This is a genomic window from Enterobacter sp. 237C8, from assembly GCF_034106865.1.
GTDB lineage: Bacteria > Pseudomonadota > Gammaproteobacteria > Enterobacterales > Enterobacteriaceae > Enterobacter > Enterobacter asburiae_B.
Genome location: NZ_JAWNDF010000003.1, coordinates 267888 through 283839, shown reverse-complemented (window position 1 = coordinate 283839; position 15952 = coordinate 267888). Strand labels below are relative to the sequence as shown.

Here is a 15952-nt window from a genome sequence, read left to right as displayed (position 1 = left end):
TTCACCTAAGCGCTAACTGTACAAATGGCCTGTTGTGTTTCACAACAGGCCGTCCTGCACCCGTTAACTGCCCGGACAATTAGTGTTGTTTCAGTTTATCTTTATGTTTATTGAGCTGTCGTGCAAGCTTATCAATCAAGCCGTCGATAGCAGCGTACATGTCTTGCCCTTCCGCACTGGCATGCAGTTCACCCCCGTTAACATGCAGGGTGGCATCCGAGATATGAGTCACTTTCTCCACTTTCAACACAATATAGACCTGATTGATCCTTTCGAAATACTGCTCGAGTTTTGCAAACTTCGCGTTCACAAAGTCGCGTAAAGCCTCAGTAATTTCGACGTTTTGTCCAGTGATGTTGAGCTGCATAGTGTCTTCCTTATCGGTTGTGTCAGACCAGCTGTTTACGCTGGTTGGACGGCGGAATGGATAAAGACTCTCGATACTTCGCAACAGTACGACGTGCCACCATAATACCCTGATCGGACAGCATGGTGGTTAACTTACTGTCGCTTAGTGGCTTCGCGGGGTTCTCCGCGGCGATCAACTTCTTCACCAGGGCACGAATGGCCGTTGACGACGCTTCGCCGCCGCCCTCGGTATTCACATGGCTGGAGAAGAAATACTTAAGCTCAAATATACCGCGTGGACTGTGCAGATACTTCTGCGTGGTGACACGGGAAATGGTTGATTCATGCATTTCGACGGCCTGGGCGATATCCGCCAGTACCATCGGTTTCATATACTCTTCGCCCTGCTCAAAGAACGCCTGCTGCTGTTCGACAATACAGCGGCTGACGCGCAGCAGCGTATCATTTCGGCTCTCCAGACTTTTGATCAACCATCGCGCTTCCTGAAGATTGCTACGAATATATTGATTGTCGGAGTCGTTACGCGCGCTGGTGCACATGGAGGCATACTGCTGGTTGATTTGCAGGCGAGGGATGCTGTCTGAATTCAGTTCAACGACCCAGCGGTCATTGTGTTTTCTCACCAGCACGTCCGGGATGACGTACTCGGGCTCGCTGGTCTGGATCGACTGTCCCGGGCGCGGATCGAGCGACTGGATCAGATTTACCGCTTCTTTCAGCACCTCTTCCTTCAGGCGCGTGACGCGCATCAGGCTGCGGAAATCGTGGTTGGCCAACAGATCCAGATGATCGCTGATGATTAAACGCGCCTCGTCGAGCCATGGCGTCTCTTTGCTGAACTGAGAAAGCTGGATCAGCAGGCAGTCGCGCAGATCTTTTGCGGCCACGCCTACCGGATCGAAACGCTGGATGCGCTTCAGAACGGCTTCGATCTCCTCAAGTTCAATCTCTTCGTCGCCCATGCTTTCCAGGATATCGTCCAGCGTGACGGTCAAATAGCCGGTGTCGTCAACGGCATCGACAATTGAGGTGGCAATCGCGCGGTCGGTATCGGAGAAGGGGGTAAGTTCCACCTGCCACATCAGGTAATCCTGCAGCGACTGGGTGGTTTCTCCCTGATAGACTGGTAGCTCATCATCCTGGTAGTCTGCACGCGTACCGGAAGGGGTTCCGGCGGTGTAGATTTCATCCCAGCTGGCATCCAGCGGTAGCTCGTCGGGCATCTCTTTTTGTTCGAGTGCATCCGCGGTGTCGAGCGCTTCTGTATCCTGTGACTGCTGAGTATCTACCTCGTCATGAAGATCGGTTTGTTCCAGCAGGGGGTTGCTGTCCAGCGCCTGCTGGAGCTCCTGCTGAAGTTCTAACGTGGACAGTTGCAACAGGCGAATTGCCTGCTGTAGCTGCGGCGTCATTGCCAGTTGTTGGCTGAGCCTTAATTGCAAACCTTGCTTCATGTTCAGAGCATTTTTCTCCGGTTCGGCGTTACGTTACCTCTACCCTATCAGAGTCTGAAGTCTTCCCCAAGATAGACGCGCTTAACATGATCGTCTTCGAGGATCTGCTGCGGCGTACCGTGGGCGATCAGATTGCCCTGGCTGACAATATACGCGCGTTCACACACGGCCAGCGTTTCACGGACGTTGTGGTCGGTGATCAGTACGCCAAGCCCGCTGTCACGCAGGTGTTCAATGATGCGTTTAATGTCGATAACCGAGATCGGGTCAACGCCGGCAAACGGTTCATCCAGAAGGATAAATTTCGGGTTTGCGGCCAGCGCACGTGCAATCTCAACACGACGGCGTTCACCCCCGGAGAGTGCCTGACCGAGGCTGTCGCGCAGATGCTCAATGTGGAACTCTTCCATCAACTCGTTGGCACGATCCTGACGCTGTTCGCTGGTCAGATCGTTACGAATTTCCAGGACCGCCATCAGGTTATCGTAAACGCTAAGACGACGGAAAATGGAGGCTTCCTGCGGCAGGTAGCCGATCCCGCGACGCGCGCGCGCGTGTAGCGGCAGAAGGCTGATGTCTTCATCGTCAATGATAATATTGCCGGCATCGCGCGGCACAATGCCAACGACCATGTAGAAGGTGGTGGTTTTACCCGCACCGTTAGGGCCAAGCAGCCCTACAATTTCGCCGGAGTTGACGGTCAGACTGACATCTTCTACGACACGGCGGCCCTTGTAGGCCTTCGCGAGATTTTTTGCAGTTAATGTTGCCATAACGAATTAGTTACTCTTCTTCTGTGCCGGGGCCTGGCCTTTGCCTTTGTCCTGCAGCTGCGACGGAACCAGGACGGTCGTGACGCGTTTGCCTTTCTCGCTGGAGGCCTGCATTTTTTGCTCTTTCACCAGATAGGTGATCTGGTCGCCGGTAATGTTGCTGTCCAGCTGTTCCAGATACGCGTTTCCGGTCAGGATGACCAGGTCCTTCGCCAGCTCATAGTGCATATGCGAAGCGCGGCCTTTCACCGGCTTGCCGTTATCCTGCATCTGGTAGAAGGTGGCCGGGTTGCCGTAACCATCAATGATCTCTTTGCCCTGCTCGCCACCCGGACGGGTCACGACCACTTTGTCGGCGTTAATTTTGATGGTGCCCTGAGTCATGACGACGTTACCCGTGAAGGTGACGACGTTGCCCTGCATATCGAGAGACTGGGTATCAGACTCGATATGGATCGGTTGGTCGGTATCGCCCGTTACAGCAAGCGCGGGGAGACTGGTCGCCAGCATCGCGCTGGCGATCATTACTTTAAGGCTGAGTTTGTTTGTTTTGAATTTCATAGGAGGTTCTAACCTTTTCAATCAGCTCGGCGTTCTTGCTGCGTAAGTTCCCGCGCATTCTCAAACCGCTGGAATTAAATGTTGTGCCATACAGTGTGACCAGATCCTGCGAGGTCACGTCCTGGGTTACCAGGTTAATTTGGGCATTATCCGTCGTAATTTTTCGCAGTTGCGAGTCAGCGGTCAGGGCGTTGACTTCAACGTGGCCATACAGATAAAGCATACGGTCATTTGTCAGTTTTGCCCGATCTGACTTAATTGACCACGTCGGCACTTTGTCCTTATCAAATGTGGTCATGACAGGTTGGGTAAACCACGAAATACCGTCATCTGAAAAATATTCAACATGCTGGGCAATCAGGCGATAGTTCAGCGCGCCTTCCGGGCTGTAGACCACGGTGTCGCTGTGATCGCTTTTATAGGTTGGATCGTTATTGTTGACCACTTCCGTTTGCGGATCGTCGCGATCGGCAAGGTTCACGCCAATCAATACCAGTGCGACAAGCGAAAGCAAAATGATAATCCAGCGTCTGGTTTTACTCATATCGATTGCCCTTTGGCCTCATCAAGCTTGCCCTGCGCCAGCAAAAGCAGATCGCAGACTTCACGTACGGCACCACGGCCCCCGTTGATGTGGGTAACGTAGTCAGCGCGCGGGATCAGCAGCGGATGCGCATCGGCAACGGCGATGCTCAGCCCGACTTCAGCCATCACGGGCCAGTCAATCAGATCGTCCCCGACGTAGGCTACGTTTTCCGGTGCGATAGCCAGTTTACCCAGTAAATCCTTAAACGCCGCCATCTTATCGGATTGACCCTGATACAGATGGGTAATTCCTAAGGTTTCACAGCGGTCTTCTACCAGTTTAGCTTTTCGCCCGGTGATGATAGCCACCTCAATACCCGAGGTGAGCGCGCAGCGGATACCGTAGCCGTCGCGAACGTTAAACGCTTTCAGCTCTTCACCATTATTGCCCATGTAAATCAGGCCATCGGAAAGTACGCCATCCACGTCCAGGATGAGCAGACGAATGTTTTCCGCCTTTGCCATCATCTGGGTACTGACCGGTCCATAACAGGTTGCAAGGGATGCACCCGCATTACTCATTGTTTTATCCTTCATTACACTACGCCTGCGCGCAGCAGATCATGCATATGTACCACACCCAGCAACTGGTCGCCATCGGCAACCATCACTGAGGTAATGTGGCGGGACTGCATCAGGTTCAGCACATCCACGGCCAGCGTACCCGGACGGACGCGGATACCGCCCGGCGTCATCACATCGGCAATGCCAAGCGTGCGGACATCTACACCCATGTCGAACACGCGGCGCAGGTCGCCATCGGTGAAGATCCCCTGAATTTTCATCAGATCGTCGCACACGACCGTCATACCCAGATTCTTACGGGTGATTTCCAGCAGCGCATCGCGCAGGGAGGCTTCTTTACTGACGTGAGGGATCTCATCCCCGGTGTGCATAATATCGTTTACCCGAAGCAGAAGCTTGCGCCCCAGCGCGCCGCCCGGGTGGGAAAGCGCGAAATCTTCCGGCGTAAAACCGCGGGCTTCGAGCAGCGCGACGGCAAGCGCATCACCCATGACCAGCGCGGCGGTAGTGCTGGACGTCGGCGCCAGGCCGAGCGGACAGGCCTCCTTGGGCACTTTCACGCACAGGTGAATATCGGCCGCCCGCGCCATGCTGCTTTCCGGACGGCTGGTCATGCAAATAAGCGGCACCTGCAGTCGCTTCAGTACCGGGATCAGCGCCAGAATTTCATTGGACTCCCCGGAGTTGGACAGCGCGATGACGATATCCTGCGGCGTGACCATACCCAGGTCACCGTGCGCGGCTTCCCCCGGATGTACAAAGAAGGAAGAGGTTCCGGTGCTGGCAAACGTTGCCGCCATTTTGCGTCCAATGTGGCCGGACTTACCCATCCCCATCACCACGACTTTGCCGGCACAGTAGAACATCTTCTCACATGCCAGACTAAAATCCTGATTAATGTACCGATCTAACTGCGCCAGACCTTCACGTTCAATCTCCAGAACCTCTTTGCCTGCTTTCTGAAAGTCAAAACCCGGCTGCAATTCTATTTGCGACATAATGCGTTTCCGTTTACCCAGAGAGAAGAGGCGAGAGCCAGTACAGCATCGCCATCCATACGATAAATCCACCCGTCAGCAGCGCGCCTGCGCCTTTGCCGATCTGTCGTTGCCGCCGCCAGCAGAGCAGGGCAAATATCACGCTGACCAATAACATCACGCCGTAGTCGCGTGAGAACGCCAGGGGGTTAAAAGGCCCTGGCGTTATCAGGGCCGGCAGGCCCATCACAATGGCGATATTAAATATGTTGGAACCGATGATATTACCAATGGCAATGTCATCCTCACCTTTACGTGCCCCCGCAATGGCCGTGGCCAGCTCCGGCAGGCTGGTGCCGATGGCAATCACCGTCAGGCCAATGGTCAGTTCACTGATGGCGAAATAGTTCGCCAGCACGGTCGCGTTATCCACGACCATGCGCGTTGCCATCGGCATGATGATCAGCGCAATGCCAAGCCAGAGGAGGGCAACAGGCAGCGTACCTTCTCGCGGCAGTTCGGCGACCTGCTCCCGCGTGAGGCTATCCTGACCCTGCTTCTCAGCCAGACGGGCGATTTTAACACTATACAGCAGCCAGATGACGGCCAGCGCCAGCAGGAAAATGCCGTCGCTGTAGCTCAGAACACCATCGTAAAATACGCAGCCTGCCAGCAGGCTTACGATTAACATTAGCGGCAATTCACGGCGCAGAACATCAGAATGCACGCGAAATGGATGGAGCAGTGCGGCCAGGCCCAAAATCAAGAGTATATTGACGATGTTGGAGCCAATCGCGGTACCTACTGCCAGGTCTAACTGACCATGCAGCGATGCCGAGACAGAGACGATGATTTCAGGAAGTGACGTTCCAACACTCACCACGGTCATCCCGATGACGACAGGCGGTACGCCCGTCAGGCGACACAGGATCGATGCGGCAAACACTAAACGGTCAGCACTGTAGACCACCAAAAGTAAACCAATTATTAACAGTGCTGTTGCTAAAAGCATCAAAAGTCCTTTCTTCAGGTATACTCGTCGGTCCATCGCACGGGAATGGCTGGACTGCATACAGTCTGAGGCGTAACGAATTCCTAATTTTGACTTTATGCGCCGGAAAAGTAAAACAAATGCCAGCTTTCGCTAACCTCAACGGCTATTATTCTGTAAAAATGCGGAGTTGAGGGCTGATTCAGGCGGCATGCCTTAACGTGAGCAGGGTAATAAAGGAACCATAAATGAGCCAAACGATGGCGAATTTAGTCGATGTTCGCGGCGTGAGTTTTTCTCGCGCCAACAGATTGATATTTGATGATATTTCGTTGACCGTACCGCGTGGCAAAATCACTGCCATCATGGGGCCGTCCGGGATCGGTAAAACGACCCTGCTGCGCCTTATTGGTGGGCAGATCCCACCTGATAGCGGTGAAATCCTCTTTGATGGCGAAAACATCCCGGAGATGTCACGCTCGCGTCTGTATACTGTCCGCAAACGCATGAGCATGCTCTTTCAGTCGGGAGCCTTGTTCACCGACATGAATGTCTTTGATAACGTGGCCTATCCGCTGCGTGAGCATACCAGCCTGCCGCCTGAACTGCTGAAAAGCACGGTGATGATGAAGCTTGAGGCCGTCGGTTTGCGGGGCGCCGCAAAGCTGATGCCTTCGGAGCTGTCCGGCGGGATGGCGCGCCGCGCCGCGCTGGCACGCGCCATTGCATTAGAACCTGATTTAATCATGTTCGACGAACCGTTTGTTGGACAGGATCCCATCACGATGGGCGTGCTGGTGAAGCTCATCTCTGAACTGAACAGCGCGCTTGGCGTCACCTGCATTGTGGTATCTCACGATGTACCGGAAGTATTGAGCATTGCCGATTACGCCTATATTGTGGCGGACAAAAAGATCGTCGCACACGGTAGCGCTCAGGCGCTGCAGGAAAATTGCGATCCGCGCGTGCGGCAGTTCCTTGACGGTATTGCCGATGGCCCTGTGCCGTTCCGCTACCCGGCGGGCGACTATCGTGACGATTTACTGGGAATAGGGAGTTAAGCCACTCATGCTGTTAAATGCGTTGGCCGCTCTCGGACACCGTGGCATAAAAACCATCAGGACGTTCGGGCGTGCCGGATTGATGTTATTCAACGCGCTGGTCGGCAAGCCGGAATTCCGTAAGCACGCACCGCTGCTGGTGCGGCAGCTTTATAATGTCGGCGTGCTGTCGATGCTCATCATCATTGTCTCCGGTCTGTTTATCGGTATGGTGCTTGGGCTGCAGGGCTATCTGGTTCTGACAACCTACAGTGCGGAAACCAGCCTCGGGATGCTGGTGGCGCTCTCGCTGCTGCGCGAGCTGGGGCCGGTTGTGGCGGCGCTGTTGTTCGCCGGGCGCGCGGGGTCGGCATTAACGGCTGAAATTGGCCTGATGCGTGCGACCGAGCAGCTCTCCAGCATGGAGATGATGGCGGTCGATCCGCTGCGTCGCGTGATCTCGCCGCGTTTCTGGGCTGGGGTGATCTCTTTACCGTTACTGACTATTCTGTTTGTCGCCGTGGGTATCTGGGGCGGTTCGCTGGTTGGTGTGCACTGGAAAGGCATTGATGCCGGTTTCTTCTGGTCCGCGATGCAGGACGCCATCGACCTGCGAATGGATCTGGTTAACTGCCTGATTAAAAGCGTGGTATTTGCCATTACGGTCACCTGGATTGCATTGTTCAATGGTTACGATGCCATCCCGACGTCGGCGGGCATTAGCCGCGCAACTACACGTACAGTCGTACATTCGTCGCTGGCCGTACTGGGTCTGGATTTTGTGCTCACCGCACTGATGTTTGGGAATTGAGTTCATGCAAACGAGAAAAAATGAAATTTGGGTCGGTGTATTCCTGCTGCTGGCGCTGCTGGCCGCGCTGTTTATCTGCCTGAGAGCGGCGGATATCACGTCTGTACGCACCGAGCCGACGTATCGCATCTATGCCACCTTCGATAACATCGGCGGGCTGAAGGCGCGTTCACCGGTCCGCATCGGCGGCGTGGTGATCGGACGCGTATCTGACATTACGCTGGATGAGAAAACCTATCTGCCCCGCGTCGCGATGGATATCGAAGAGCGTTACAACCATATCCCGGACACCAGTTCCCTTTCTATCCGTACTTCCGGCCTGCTGGGCGAACAATATCTGGCGCTTAACGTTGGCTTTGAAGATCCCGAGCTGGGAACGACTATCCTTAAAGACGGTAGCGTCATTCAGGATACGAAATCCGCGATGGTTCTGGAGGATATGATTGGTCAGTTCCTTTACAACAGTAAAGGGGATGAGAAAAAATCCGACGCTGCCCCTGCGCAGAGCGAAGATCATACCGACGTCGCACCGACGCCAGGTGCTGCGAATTAATATCAGGAGAAGTCATTCATGTTTAAACGACTGTTAATGGTTGCCATGCTGGTCATCGCCCCTCTAACCGCCGCCCACGCTGCGGATCAGAGTAACCCGTACAAACTGATGGACGAAGCGGCGAAGAAGACCTTCGACCGTCTTAAAAACGAACAGCCTAAAATTCGTGCTAATCCTGATTATCTGCGTGACGTTGTTGACCAGGAACTGCTGCCGTACGTGCAGATTAAATATGCGGGTGCGCTGGTGCTGGGACGTTATTACAAAGACGCGACCCCTGCGCAGCGTGATGCCTACTTTGCCGCGTTTCGTGAATACCTGAAACAGGCTTATGGCCAGGCGCTGGCGATGTATCACGGCCAGACCTATCAGATTGCGCCTGAGCAGCCGCTGGGCGATGCGACCATCGTCCCTATCCGTGTGACGATCATCGATCCTAACGGTCGTCCGCCGGTTCGTCTGGATTTCCAGTGGCGTAAAAACAGCCAGACCGGTCACTGGCAGGCGTATGACATGATTGCCGAAGGGGTAAGCATGATCACCACCAAACAGAACGAATGGAGCGACCTACTGCGCACCAAAGGCATTGATGGCCTGACCGCTCAGCTGCAGTCTATCTCTCGCCAGAAAATTACTCTGGATGAGAAGAAGTAATGTCACAGCAACTCAGCTGGTCGCGTGAAGGCGAGACATTAAAGTTGTCCGGTGAACTGGATCAGGATCTGCTGAACCCACTGTGGGACAAACGCCACGAAGCGATGCAGGGCGTGACGCTTATCGATTTGACAGACGTCACGCGGGTAGATACGGCAGGCGTTGCGCTGCTTGCCCATCTGATTGCCGTGGGGAAAAAGCAGGGGACAAGCGTCAAACTTCACGGCGCGAGCGATAATGTCGTGACTCTTGCGCAGCTCTACAATCTCCCTCAGGACGTACTGCCTCGTTAATATTTTCAGTGCGTTACTTCCGAAAGCCCTGACTGTTTCATCGTCGGGGCTTTTTGCTTGTTTAAGACAACGCCACTTTGCTCTAAGATGTTGGGCTTGTTTTCACTATCAGATGATTAAGAGCCCATGGAAAATCATGAAATCCAGACAGTGCTGATGAATGCACTCTCCCTTCAGGAAGCCCACGTCACTGGCGATGGCAGTCACTTCCAGGTTATTGCTGTGGGTGAGATGTTCGACGGTATGAGCCGCGTGAAGAAACAGCAGGCTGTGTACGCGCCGCTGATGGAATATATTGCGGATAACCGCATCCACGCCCTGTCGATTAAAGCGTTCACCCCGCAAGAGTGGGCACGCGATCGCAAACTAAACGGTTTTTGAGCTGAGGGCGACAGGCCCGCAGCACGGTTGAATTTATAAGAGAGCACACAATGGATAAATTTCGTGTACAGGGGCCAACGCGCCTCCAGGGCGAAGTCACAATTTCTGGCGCAAAAAACGCCGCGCTGCCAATCCTCTTTGCTGCGCTGCTGGCCGAAGAGCCGGTAGAAATTCAGAACGTACCGAAGCTGAAAGATATCGACACCACCATGAAGCTGCTCACCCAGTTGGGCACGAAAGTTGAGCGTAACGGTTCCGTCTGGATTGACGCCAGCAAGGTGAACAACTTCTCAGCCCCTTACGATCTGGTGAAAACCATGCGTGCATCCATCTGGGCGCTTGGCCCGCTGGTGGCGCGTTTTGGTCAGGGTCAGGTCTCTCTGCCGGGCGGTTGCGCCATCGGTGCGCGTCCGGTTGACCTGCACATCTTTGGTCTGGAGAAGCTGGGCGCCGAGATCAAGCTGGAAGAAGGTTACGTTAAAGCGTCCGTTAATGGTCGTCTGAAAGGCGCGCACATCGTCATGGACAAAGTGAGCGTGGGCGCAACGGTCACCATTATGTCTGCGGCGACGCTGGCAGAAGGTACCACCATCATCGAAAATGCCGCGCGCGAACCGGAGATTGTGGATACCGCCAACTTCCTCGTGGCGCTGGGGGCAAAGATTTCCGGTCAGGGTACCGATCGTATCACCATCGAGGGCGTTGAGCGTCTGGGCGGCGGTGTCTATCGCGTTCTGCCGGACCGTATCGAAACCGGCACCTTCCTGGTCGCTGCGGCGATTTCTGGCGGTAAGATTGTTTGTCGCAACGCGCAGCCAGATACCCTGGATGCGGTGCTGGCGAAACTGCGCGATGCGGGTGCGGATATCGAAATCGGTGAAGACTGGATCAGCCTCGATATGCACGGCCAGCGTCCAAAAGCGGTCAATGTGCGTACGGCACCGCATCCGGCGTTCCCTACGGACATGCAGGCGCAGTTCACCCTGTTGAACCTGGTTGCCGAAGGCACTGGCTTCATCACAGAAACCATTTTCGAGAACCGCTTTATGCACGTACCGGAGCTGATCCGTATGGGCGCGCATGCTGAGATCGAAAGTAATACCGTGATTTGCCACGGCGTTGAGAAACTGTCAGGTGCTCAGGTGATGGCAACCGATCTGCGTGCGTCTGCAAGCCTGGTGCTGGCGGGTTGTATCGCGGAAGGTACAACGATCGTGGATCGTATCTATCACATCGATCGTGGTTATGAACGTATCGAAGATAAACTGCGCGCGCTGGGTGCCAACATCGAGCGTGTGAAGGGCGAGTAATCGTTCCGGCAGCCCCCTGCCAGCAATGACCGGGGGGTTGCTGTTCCTGTCAAAAATGCGTTATTCCTGCGGTTCTCTTTTTACCTTTCTCTGGCGAATCATGCGCGATCTGTCGATAAATTCATGGGTGATGGGATCGTGATAGCGTGAAGGCCAAATTACCCACGGATGCGTATCCAGCGCCGTCGCGATAATTAATTCTCCCTTGGGCCAGGGGCGGGTGAGGGCGTTTGCCAGAGTGGAAGAACTCAGTCCATGGCGGCGGGACTCTGCTGCCAGTGAAGTGCCTCTTTTGCGCAGCGCGGCAATAATATCAGCCGTGTGCCAGTCGATAAATTTCGTATCCATAACGCCGTCCTTAAGTTCGGATTCACCTACGCCGTTTCTTCTGAAACGACGCGGTTACTATACCCATTTCAACTTCTTGTTCTAAAAAGTTCGCGTTACTTGAAGGGATATTCAGAATAAGACACGGCTTTATTCATGCGGTCTCTAAACCGATGAATTTACATGAACACGGAATTTACAGGTGTGTACTGGAATCTCCCCGCTATCGCTGCGGGGAGAAACAAGGGGATTAACGGTCGCGCTGAACGGCGATGTGGGCAAGACCAATCAGTGCCTCGCGCCACGGGCTGTCTGGAATGACCTGAAGCGCTTCGATGGCTTTGTCGGCTTCTTCTTCCGCGCGCTGACGCGTCCATTCCAGCGATCCGCAGATAGCCATAGTTTCCAGTACAGGTTCCAGAAGATGGCGGCCATTTCCCTGCTCAATCGCTTCACGGATCATTTTCGCCTGGTCGGCTGTTCCGTTGCGCATAGCATGAAGCAGCGGCAGGGTGGGTTTACCTTCGTTCAGGTCATCGCCCACGTTTTTACCGAGCGTCTCGCCGTCCGCACTGTAGTCCAGCAAATCATCAATCAGCTGGAAGGCCGTACCCAGATAGCGGCCATAGTCCTGCAGGCCTTTTTCCTGGGCTTCAGTACAGTCGGCCAGAATGCCGGAACACTGGGCAGCCGCTTCAAACAGGCGCGCCGTTTTGCTGTAGATGACGCGCATGTAGTTTTCTTCGGTGATATCAGGGTCGTTGACGTTCATCAGCTGCAGCACTTCGCCTTCAGCAATGACGTTTACGGCTTCGGACATCACTTCCAGCACTTTCAGGGAGCCCAGGCTGGTCATCATCTGGAAGGCGCGGGTATAGATAAAATCCCCCACCAGGACGCTGGCTGCGTTTCCGAAAGCGGCGTTTGCCGTGGCTTTGCCACGACGCATATCCGATTCATCCACAACATCGTCATGCAGAAGCGTCGCCGTGTGAATAAATTCGATGAGCGCTGCGATAGTGATGTGAGCATTTCCCTGATAGCCAACGGCTCTGGCAGCCAGAATGGCAATCATCGGACGAATGCGTTTACCGCCGCCGCTGACGATGTAATAGCCCAACTGATTGATCAGCTGAACGTCAGAGTTGAGTTGCTCCAGGATTGCTGCATTCACACCCGCCATATCTTGCGCGGTTAACTCGTTGATTTTTTCTAAATTCATCGCAAAAGCCGGGCTTTTTATCCTGTTGATCCCATCTTCAATGGGGTAACGAAGGGTTTCGGTTTATCAATAGTAGTGCTGATTGTACTGAAAAAACGGCACAGATAAACGTTACCGTACGTGTTGTGTTTTTTTTCTTCATGTATTGACGGTAGCACTTGTCAAAGGCTCGCGTTTTGCGTAATATTCGCGCCCTATTGTGAATATTTATAGCGCACTCTGATTCATACGAGGACGTGCGCGGAAGCGGAGTTTATATGTACGCGGTTTTCCAAAGTGGTGGTAAACAACACCGAGTAAGCGAAGGTCAGACCGTTCGCCTGGAAAAGCTGGACATCGCAACTGGCGAATCTGTTGAGTTCGCAGAAGTTCTGATGATCGCAAACGGTGAAGAAGTCAAAATCGGCGTTCCTTTCGTTGATGGCGGCGTTATCAAAGCTGAAGTTGTTGCACACGGTCGTGGCGAGAAAGTTAAAATCGTTAAGTTTCGTCGTCGTAAGCACTACCGTAAGCAGCAGGGCCACCGTCAGTGGTTCACTGATGTGAAAATTACTGGCATCAGCGCCTAAGACCTGAGGAGAGATTTAAATGGCACATAAAAAGGCTGGCGGCTCCACACGTAACGGTCGCGATTCAGAAGCTAAACGCCTTGGCGTTAAGCGTTTCGGTGGCGAATCCGTTCTGGCGGGTAGCATCATCGTTCGTCAACGTGGTACCAAATTCCACGCTGGCAACAACGTAGGTTGCGGTCGTGACCACACTCTGTTTGCTAAAGCAGACGGTAAAGTGAAATTTGAAGTTAAAGGCCCGAACAACCGTAAATACATCAGCATCGTTGCTGAGTAAGGTTTTCTCGGTCCGGTAACGGATTAAAGCCCCGCAACCTGTTGCGGGGCTTTTTACATTGGAAACCCGGTAATTTTTTCTGTAGGGAAAACGGGCATGAAGCAGCAGGCCGGCATTGGTATTCTTTTGGCGCTCACTACCGCAATGTGCTGGGGTGCGCTGCCAATTGCAATGAAGCAGGTACTGGAAGTGATGGAGCCGCCTACGGTGGTCTTTTATCGCTTTCTGATGGCAAGCATCGGCCTCGGGGCCATTCTGGCTATCAAAGGTAAGCTTCCACCCTTGCGGCTCTTCCGCAAACCGCGCTGGCTGGTATTGCTGGCTATCGCGACGGGCGGTCTGTTCGGTAACTTCATCCTGTTCAGCTCTTCCCTGCAATATCTCAGCCCCACGGCGTCGCAGGTGATAGGTCAGCTTTCACCGGTGGGCATGATGGTCGCCAGCGTCTTTATCCTCAAGGAGAAAATGCGCGGTACGCAGATTATCGGGGCGAGCATGCTGCTGTGCGGTCTGGTGATGTTTTTCAACACCAGTCTGATTGAGATTTTCACCCGCCTGACGGATTACACATGGGGTGTAATTTTCGGCGTGGGGGCGGCAACGGTCTGGGTGAGCTATGGCGTCGCGCAAAAGGTGTTATTGCGTCGTCTTGCCTCACAGCAGATCCTCTTTTTGCTGTACACTTTGTGTACAATAGCATTGCTGCCATTAGCAAAGCCGGGTGTGATTTCCCAGCTTAGCGACTGGCAACTGGCGTGCCTCATTTTTTGTGGGCTGAACACGCTGGTCGGTTATGGCGCGCTGGCCGAAGCGATGGCGCGCTGGCAGGCGGCACAGGTGAGCGCGTTAATTACGCTTACTCCGCTGTTTACGCTGTTATTTTCAGATTTGTTATCAATGGCCTGGCCCGATGTCTTCGTCAGACCGATGCTCAACCTGTTGGGTTATCTCGGTGCGTTTGTCGTGGTTGCGGGCGCGATGTATTCCGCCATTGGTCATCGTCTTTGGGGACGTTGGCGCAAAAATGAAGCGGTTGTAGTAGTCCCCCGCTCAGGCGAATGAGTTACGGAGAGTAAAATGAAGTTTGTTGATGAAGCGACGATCCTGGTCGTGGCTGGTGATGGCGGCAATGGTTGCGTGAGCTTCCGCCGTGAAAAGTATATCCCACGTGGCGGTCCTGACGGCGGCGACGGCGGGGATGGTGGTGACGTGTGGCTGGAGGCGGATGAGAACCTCAACACGCTGATCGACTACCGTTTCGAAAAATCCTTCCGCGCTGAACGTGGCCAGAACGGCCAGAGCCGTGACTGTACCGGGAAACGCGGTAAAGACGTCACCATTAAGGTTCCGGTCGGTACGCGTGTGATTGACCAGGGGACCGGTGAAACCATGGGTGACATGACCAAACACGGTCAGCGCCTGATGGTGGCGAAAGGCGGCTGGCACGGTCTGGGTAACAGCCGTTTCAAATCCTCCGTTAACCGTACTCCGCGTCAGAAAACGATGGGTACGCCGGGCGATAAGCGCGATCTGCAGCTGGAGCTGATGCTTCTGGCAGACGTGGGCATGCTGGGTATGCCAAACGCCGGTAAATCGACGTTCATTCGCGCCGTTTCTGCGGCGAAACCAAAAGTGGCGGACTATCCGTTTACCACGCTGGTACCAAGCCTGGGCGTTGTCCGTATGGATAACGAGAAGAGCTTTGTGGTTGCCGATATTCCGGGTCTGATTGAAGGCGCTGCGGAAGGCGCGGGTCTGGGTATTCGCTTCCTGAAACACCTTGAGCGTTGCCGCGTGCTGCTGCACCTTATCGATATCGATCCTATCGACGGTTCCGATCCGGTTGAAAACGCCCGCATCATCATCGGTGAGCTGGAAAAATACAGCGAAAAACTGGCGAATAAACCACGCTGGCTGGTCTTCAACAAGATCGACCTGATGGACAAGGCCGAAGCGGAAGCGAAAGCTAAAGCGATTGCTGAAGCGATGGGCTGGGAAGATAAATACTACCTGATCTCTGCGGCAAGCCAGGTTGGCGTGAAAGATCTGTGCTGGGATGTGATGACCTTCATCATTGAGAACCCAATTGTTCAGGCGGAAGAAGTGAAACAGCCTGAAAAAGTCGAATTCATGTGGGATGACTACCACCGCCAGCAGCTTGAAGAGCTGGAAGCGGAAGAGGATGATGAAGACTGGGACGATGACTGGGATGAAGATGACGAAGAAGGCGTCGAGTTCATCTACAAGCACTAATATCTGTCCAAAGCCCCCATTATGGGG

At 54.0% G+C, this 15952-nt stretch carries 21 protein-coding genes; 11 read left to right on the top strand and 10 right to left on the bottom strand.

The genetic code is table 11. The annotated features are described in order from the left end of the window. Nucleotides 1-79: 79 nt before the first annotated feature. Genes hpf through USF70_RS13135 form a run of 8 tightly spaced genes read right to left on the bottom strand, consistent with a single transcriptional unit; the run spans nt 80 to nt 6256 of the window. Nucleotides 80-367, bottom strand: a complete 288-nt coding sequence (hpf, locus tag USF70_RS13170) for a ribosome hibernation promoting factor (protein ID WP_008501444.1) — start codon at nt 365-367, stop codon at nt 80-82. A gap of 22 nt (nt 368-389) precedes the next feature. Beyond that, a complete protein-coding gene (gene rpoN / locus USF70_RS13165; protein ID WP_047060252.1) occupies nt 390-1823 on the bottom strand; it encodes an RNA polymerase factor sigma-54 in 1434 nt (477 codons plus the stop codon). A gap of 47 nt (nt 1824-1870) precedes the next feature. Further along, entirely contained in the window at nt 1871-2596 is a 726-nt protein-coding gene (gene lptB, locus USF70_RS13160) for an LPS export ABC transporter ATP-binding protein (protein ID WP_033146751.1), read from the bottom strand. A 6-nt stretch (nt 2597-2602) separates the two neighbouring features. Next, the gene (lptA, locus tag USF70_RS13155) at nt 2603-3157 is read right to left on the bottom strand and encodes a lipopolysaccharide ABC transporter substrate-binding protein LptA (protein ID WP_167818725.1); all 555 of its coding nucleotides are present in this window, start codon (nt 3155-3157) and stop codon (nt 2603-2605) included. Further along, entirely contained in the window at nt 3126-3701 is a 576-nt protein-coding gene (lptC, locus tag USF70_RS13150) for an LPS export ABC transporter periplasmic protein LptC (RefSeq protein ID WP_033146749.1), read from the bottom strand. Before lptC ends, lptA begins: the two co-directional genes overlap by 32 nt. After that, nucleotides 3698-4264 (bottom strand): 3-deoxy-manno-octulosonate-8-phosphatase KdsC, encoded by a 567-nt coding sequence (gene kdsC / locus USF70_RS13145; protein ID WP_023309356.1) that lies wholly within the window; start codon nt 4262-4264, stop codon nt 3698-3700. Before kdsC ends, lptC begins: the two co-directional genes overlap by 4 nt. 14 nt (nt 4265-4278) lie before the next feature. Beyond that, nucleotides 4279-5265 carry an arabinose-5-phosphate isomerase KdsD gene (gene kdsD / locus USF70_RS13140; RefSeq protein ID WP_032659705.1) on the bottom strand — a complete coding sequence of 329 codons (987 nt, stop codon included), beginning with the start codon at nt 5263-5265 and terminating at the stop codon, nt 4279-4281. Between the two features lie 13 nt (nt 5266-5278). Beyond that, a complete protein-coding gene (locus USF70_RS13135; RefSeq protein WP_182382750.1) occupies nt 5279-6256 on the bottom strand; it encodes a calcium/sodium antiporter in 978 nt (325 codons plus the stop codon). Between the two features lie 227 nt (nt 6257-6483). On the opposite strand from USF70_RS13135, the gene mlaF reads away from it, so the two are divergent. From mlaF to murA, 7 genes are all read left to right on the top strand, one after another. Then, entirely contained in the window at nt 6484-7296 is an 813-nt protein-coding gene (gene mlaF, locus USF70_RS13130) for a phospholipid ABC transporter ATP-binding protein MlaF (protein ID WP_024906354.1), read from the top strand. 7 nt (nt 7297-7303) lie between these two features. Beyond that, nucleotides 7304-8086: a lipid asymmetry maintenance ABC transporter permease subunit MlaE gene (gene mlaE / locus USF70_RS13125; protein WP_010436044.1), complete on the top strand. Its 783-nt coding sequence runs from the start codon at nt 7304-7306 to the stop codon at nt 8084-8086. A 4-nt stretch (nt 8087-8090) separates the two neighbouring features. Beyond that, nucleotides 8091-8639 (top strand): outer membrane lipid asymmetry maintenance protein MlaD, encoded by a 549-nt coding sequence (gene mlaD / locus USF70_RS13120; protein WP_033147081.1) that lies wholly within the window; start codon nt 8091-8093, stop codon nt 8637-8639. Nucleotides 8640-8657: 18 nt separating this feature from the next. Then, nucleotides 8658-9293, top strand: coding sequence for a phospholipid-binding protein MlaC (gene mlaC, locus USF70_RS13115; RefSeq protein WP_033146748.1), 636 nt, complete (start codon nt 8658-8660; stop codon nt 9291-9293). After that, the gene (mlaB, locus tag USF70_RS13110; RefSeq protein ID WP_033146747.1) at nt 9293-9586 is read left to right on the top strand and encodes a lipid asymmetry maintenance protein MlaB; all 294 of its coding nucleotides are present in this window, start codon (nt 9293-9295) and stop codon (nt 9584-9586) included. Before mlaC ends, mlaB begins: the two co-directional genes overlap by 1 nt. Nucleotides 9587-9712: 126 nt before the next feature. Next, nucleotides 9713-9967 carry a BolA family iron metabolism protein IbaG gene (ibaG, locus tag USF70_RS13105; protein WP_008501458.1) on the top strand — a complete coding sequence of 85 codons (255 nt, stop codon included), beginning with the start codon at nt 9713-9715 and terminating at the stop codon, nt 9965-9967. A gap of 50 nt (nt 9968-10017) precedes the next feature. Next, on the top strand, nt 10018-11277 hold the full coding sequence (murA, locus tag USF70_RS13100; protein WP_023309349.1) for a UDP-N-acetylglucosamine 1-carboxyvinyltransferase: 1260 nt from the start codon (nt 10018-10020) through the stop codon (nt 11275-11277). A gap of 60 nt (nt 11278-11337) precedes the next feature. Here the strand turns inward: murA and sfsB are convergent, their stop codons facing one another. Further along, nucleotides 11338-11625, bottom strand: coding sequence for a DNA-binding transcriptional regulator SfsB (gene sfsB / locus USF70_RS13095; RefSeq protein WP_023309348.1), 288 nt, complete (start codon nt 11623-11625; stop codon nt 11338-11340). A gap of 229 nt (nt 11626-11854) precedes the next feature. After that, the gene (gene ispB / locus USF70_RS13090) at nt 11855-12826 is read right to left on the bottom strand and encodes an octaprenyl diphosphate synthase (protein WP_024906360.1); all 972 of its coding nucleotides are present in this window, start codon (nt 12824-12826) and stop codon (nt 11855-11857) included. A 257-nt stretch (nt 12827-13083) separates the two neighbouring features. On the opposite strand from ispB, the gene rplU reads away from it, so the two are divergent. The 4 genes from rplU (at nt 13084) to cgtA (ending at nt 15925) form a co-directional block, all read left to right on the top strand. Continuing rightward, the gene (gene rplU, locus USF70_RS13085) at nt 13084-13395 is read left to right on the top strand and encodes a 50S ribosomal protein L21 (RefSeq protein ID WP_003025032.1); all 312 of its coding nucleotides are present in this window, start codon (nt 13084-13086) and stop codon (nt 13393-13395) included. A gap of 19 nt (nt 13396-13414) precedes the next feature. Continuing rightward, the gene (gene rpmA, locus USF70_RS13080; RefSeq protein ID WP_004385076.1) at nt 13415-13672 is read left to right on the top strand and encodes a 50S ribosomal protein L27; all 258 of its coding nucleotides are present in this window, start codon (nt 13415-13417) and stop codon (nt 13670-13672) included. A gap of 96 nt (nt 13673-13768) precedes the next feature. Beyond that, the gene (locus tag USF70_RS13075) at nt 13769-14734 is read left to right on the top strand and encodes a DMT family transporter (protein ID WP_023309346.1); all 966 of its coding nucleotides are present in this window, start codon (nt 13769-13771) and stop codon (nt 14732-14734) included. 15 nt (nt 14735-14749) lie between these two features. Next, complete coding sequence (gene cgtA / locus USF70_RS13070) at nt 14750-15925, top strand: Obg family GTPase CgtA (protein ID WP_047347706.1); 1176 nt, start codon at nt 14750-14752, stop codon at nt 15923-15925. Nucleotides 15926-15952: the final 27 nt, after the last annotated feature.

Coding starts and splice junctions, on each gene's coding strand:
- hpf (WP_008501444.1), bottom strand. CDS start 367: ATGCAGCTCAACATCACTGGACAAAACGTCGAAATTACTGAGGCTTTA.
- rpoN (WP_047060252.1), bottom strand. CDS start 1,823: ATGAAGCAAGGTTTGCAATTAAGGCTCAGCCAACAACTGGCAATGACG.
- lptB (WP_033146751.1), bottom strand. CDS start 2,596: ATGGCAACATTAACTGCAAAAAATCTCGCGAAGGCCTACAAGGGCCGC.
- lptA (WP_167818725.1), bottom strand. CDS start 3,157: ATGAAATTCAAAACAAACAAACTCAGCCTTAAAGTAATGATCGCCAGC.
- lptC (WP_033146749.1), bottom strand. CDS start 3,701: ATGAGTAAAACCAGACGCTGGATTATCATTTTGCTTTCGCTTGTCGCA.
- kdsC (WP_023309356.1), bottom strand. CDS start 4,264: ATGAGTAATGCGGGTGCATCCCTTGCAACCTGTTATGGACCGGTCAGT.
- kdsD (WP_032659705.1), bottom strand. CDS start 5,265: ATGTCGCAAATAGAATTGCAGCCGGGTTTTGACTTTCAGAAAGCAGGC.
- USF70_RS13135 (WP_182382750.1), bottom strand. CDS start 6,256: ATGCTTTTAGCAACAGCACTGTTAATAATTGGTTTACTTTTGGTGGTC.
- mlaF (WP_024906354.1), top strand. CDS start 6,484: ATGAGCCAAACGATGGCGAATTTAGTCGATGTTCGCGGCGTGAGTTTT.
- mlaE (WP_010436044.1), top strand. CDS start 7,304: ATGCTGTTAAATGCGTTGGCCGCTCTCGGACACCGTGGCATAAAAACC.
- mlaD (WP_033147081.1), top strand. CDS start 8,091: ATGCAAACGAGAAAAAATGAAATTTGGGTCGGTGTATTCCTGCTGCTG.
- mlaC (WP_033146748.1), top strand. CDS start 8,658: ATGTTTAAACGACTGTTAATGGTTGCCATGCTGGTCATCGCCCCTCTA.
- mlaB (WP_033146747.1), top strand. CDS start 9,293: ATGTCACAGCAACTCAGCTGGTCGCGTGAAGGCGAGACATTAAAGTTG.
- ibaG (WP_008501458.1), top strand. CDS start 9,713: ATGGAAAATCATGAAATCCAGACAGTGCTGATGAATGCACTCTCCCTT.
- murA (WP_023309349.1), top strand. CDS start 10,018: ATGGATAAATTTCGTGTACAGGGGCCAACGCGCCTCCAGGGCGAAGTC.
- sfsB (WP_023309348.1), bottom strand. CDS start 11,625: ATGGATACGAAATTTATCGACTGGCACACGGCTGATATTATTGCCGCG.
- ispB (WP_024906360.1), bottom strand. CDS start 12,826: ATGAATTTAGAAAAAATCAACGAGTTAACCGCGCAAGATATGGCGGGT.
- rplU (WP_003025032.1), top strand. CDS start 13,084: ATGTACGCGGTTTTCCAAAGTGGTGGTAAACAACACCGAGTAAGCGAA.
- rpmA (WP_004385076.1), top strand. CDS start 13,415: ATGGCACATAAAAAGGCTGGCGGCTCCACACGTAACGGTCGCGATTCA.
- USF70_RS13075 (WP_023309346.1), top strand. CDS start 13,769: ATGAAGCAGCAGGCCGGCATTGGTATTCTTTTGGCGCTCACTACCGCA.
- cgtA (WP_047347706.1), top strand. CDS start 14,750: ATGAAGTTTGTTGATGAAGCGACGATCCTGGTCGTGGCTGGTGATGGC.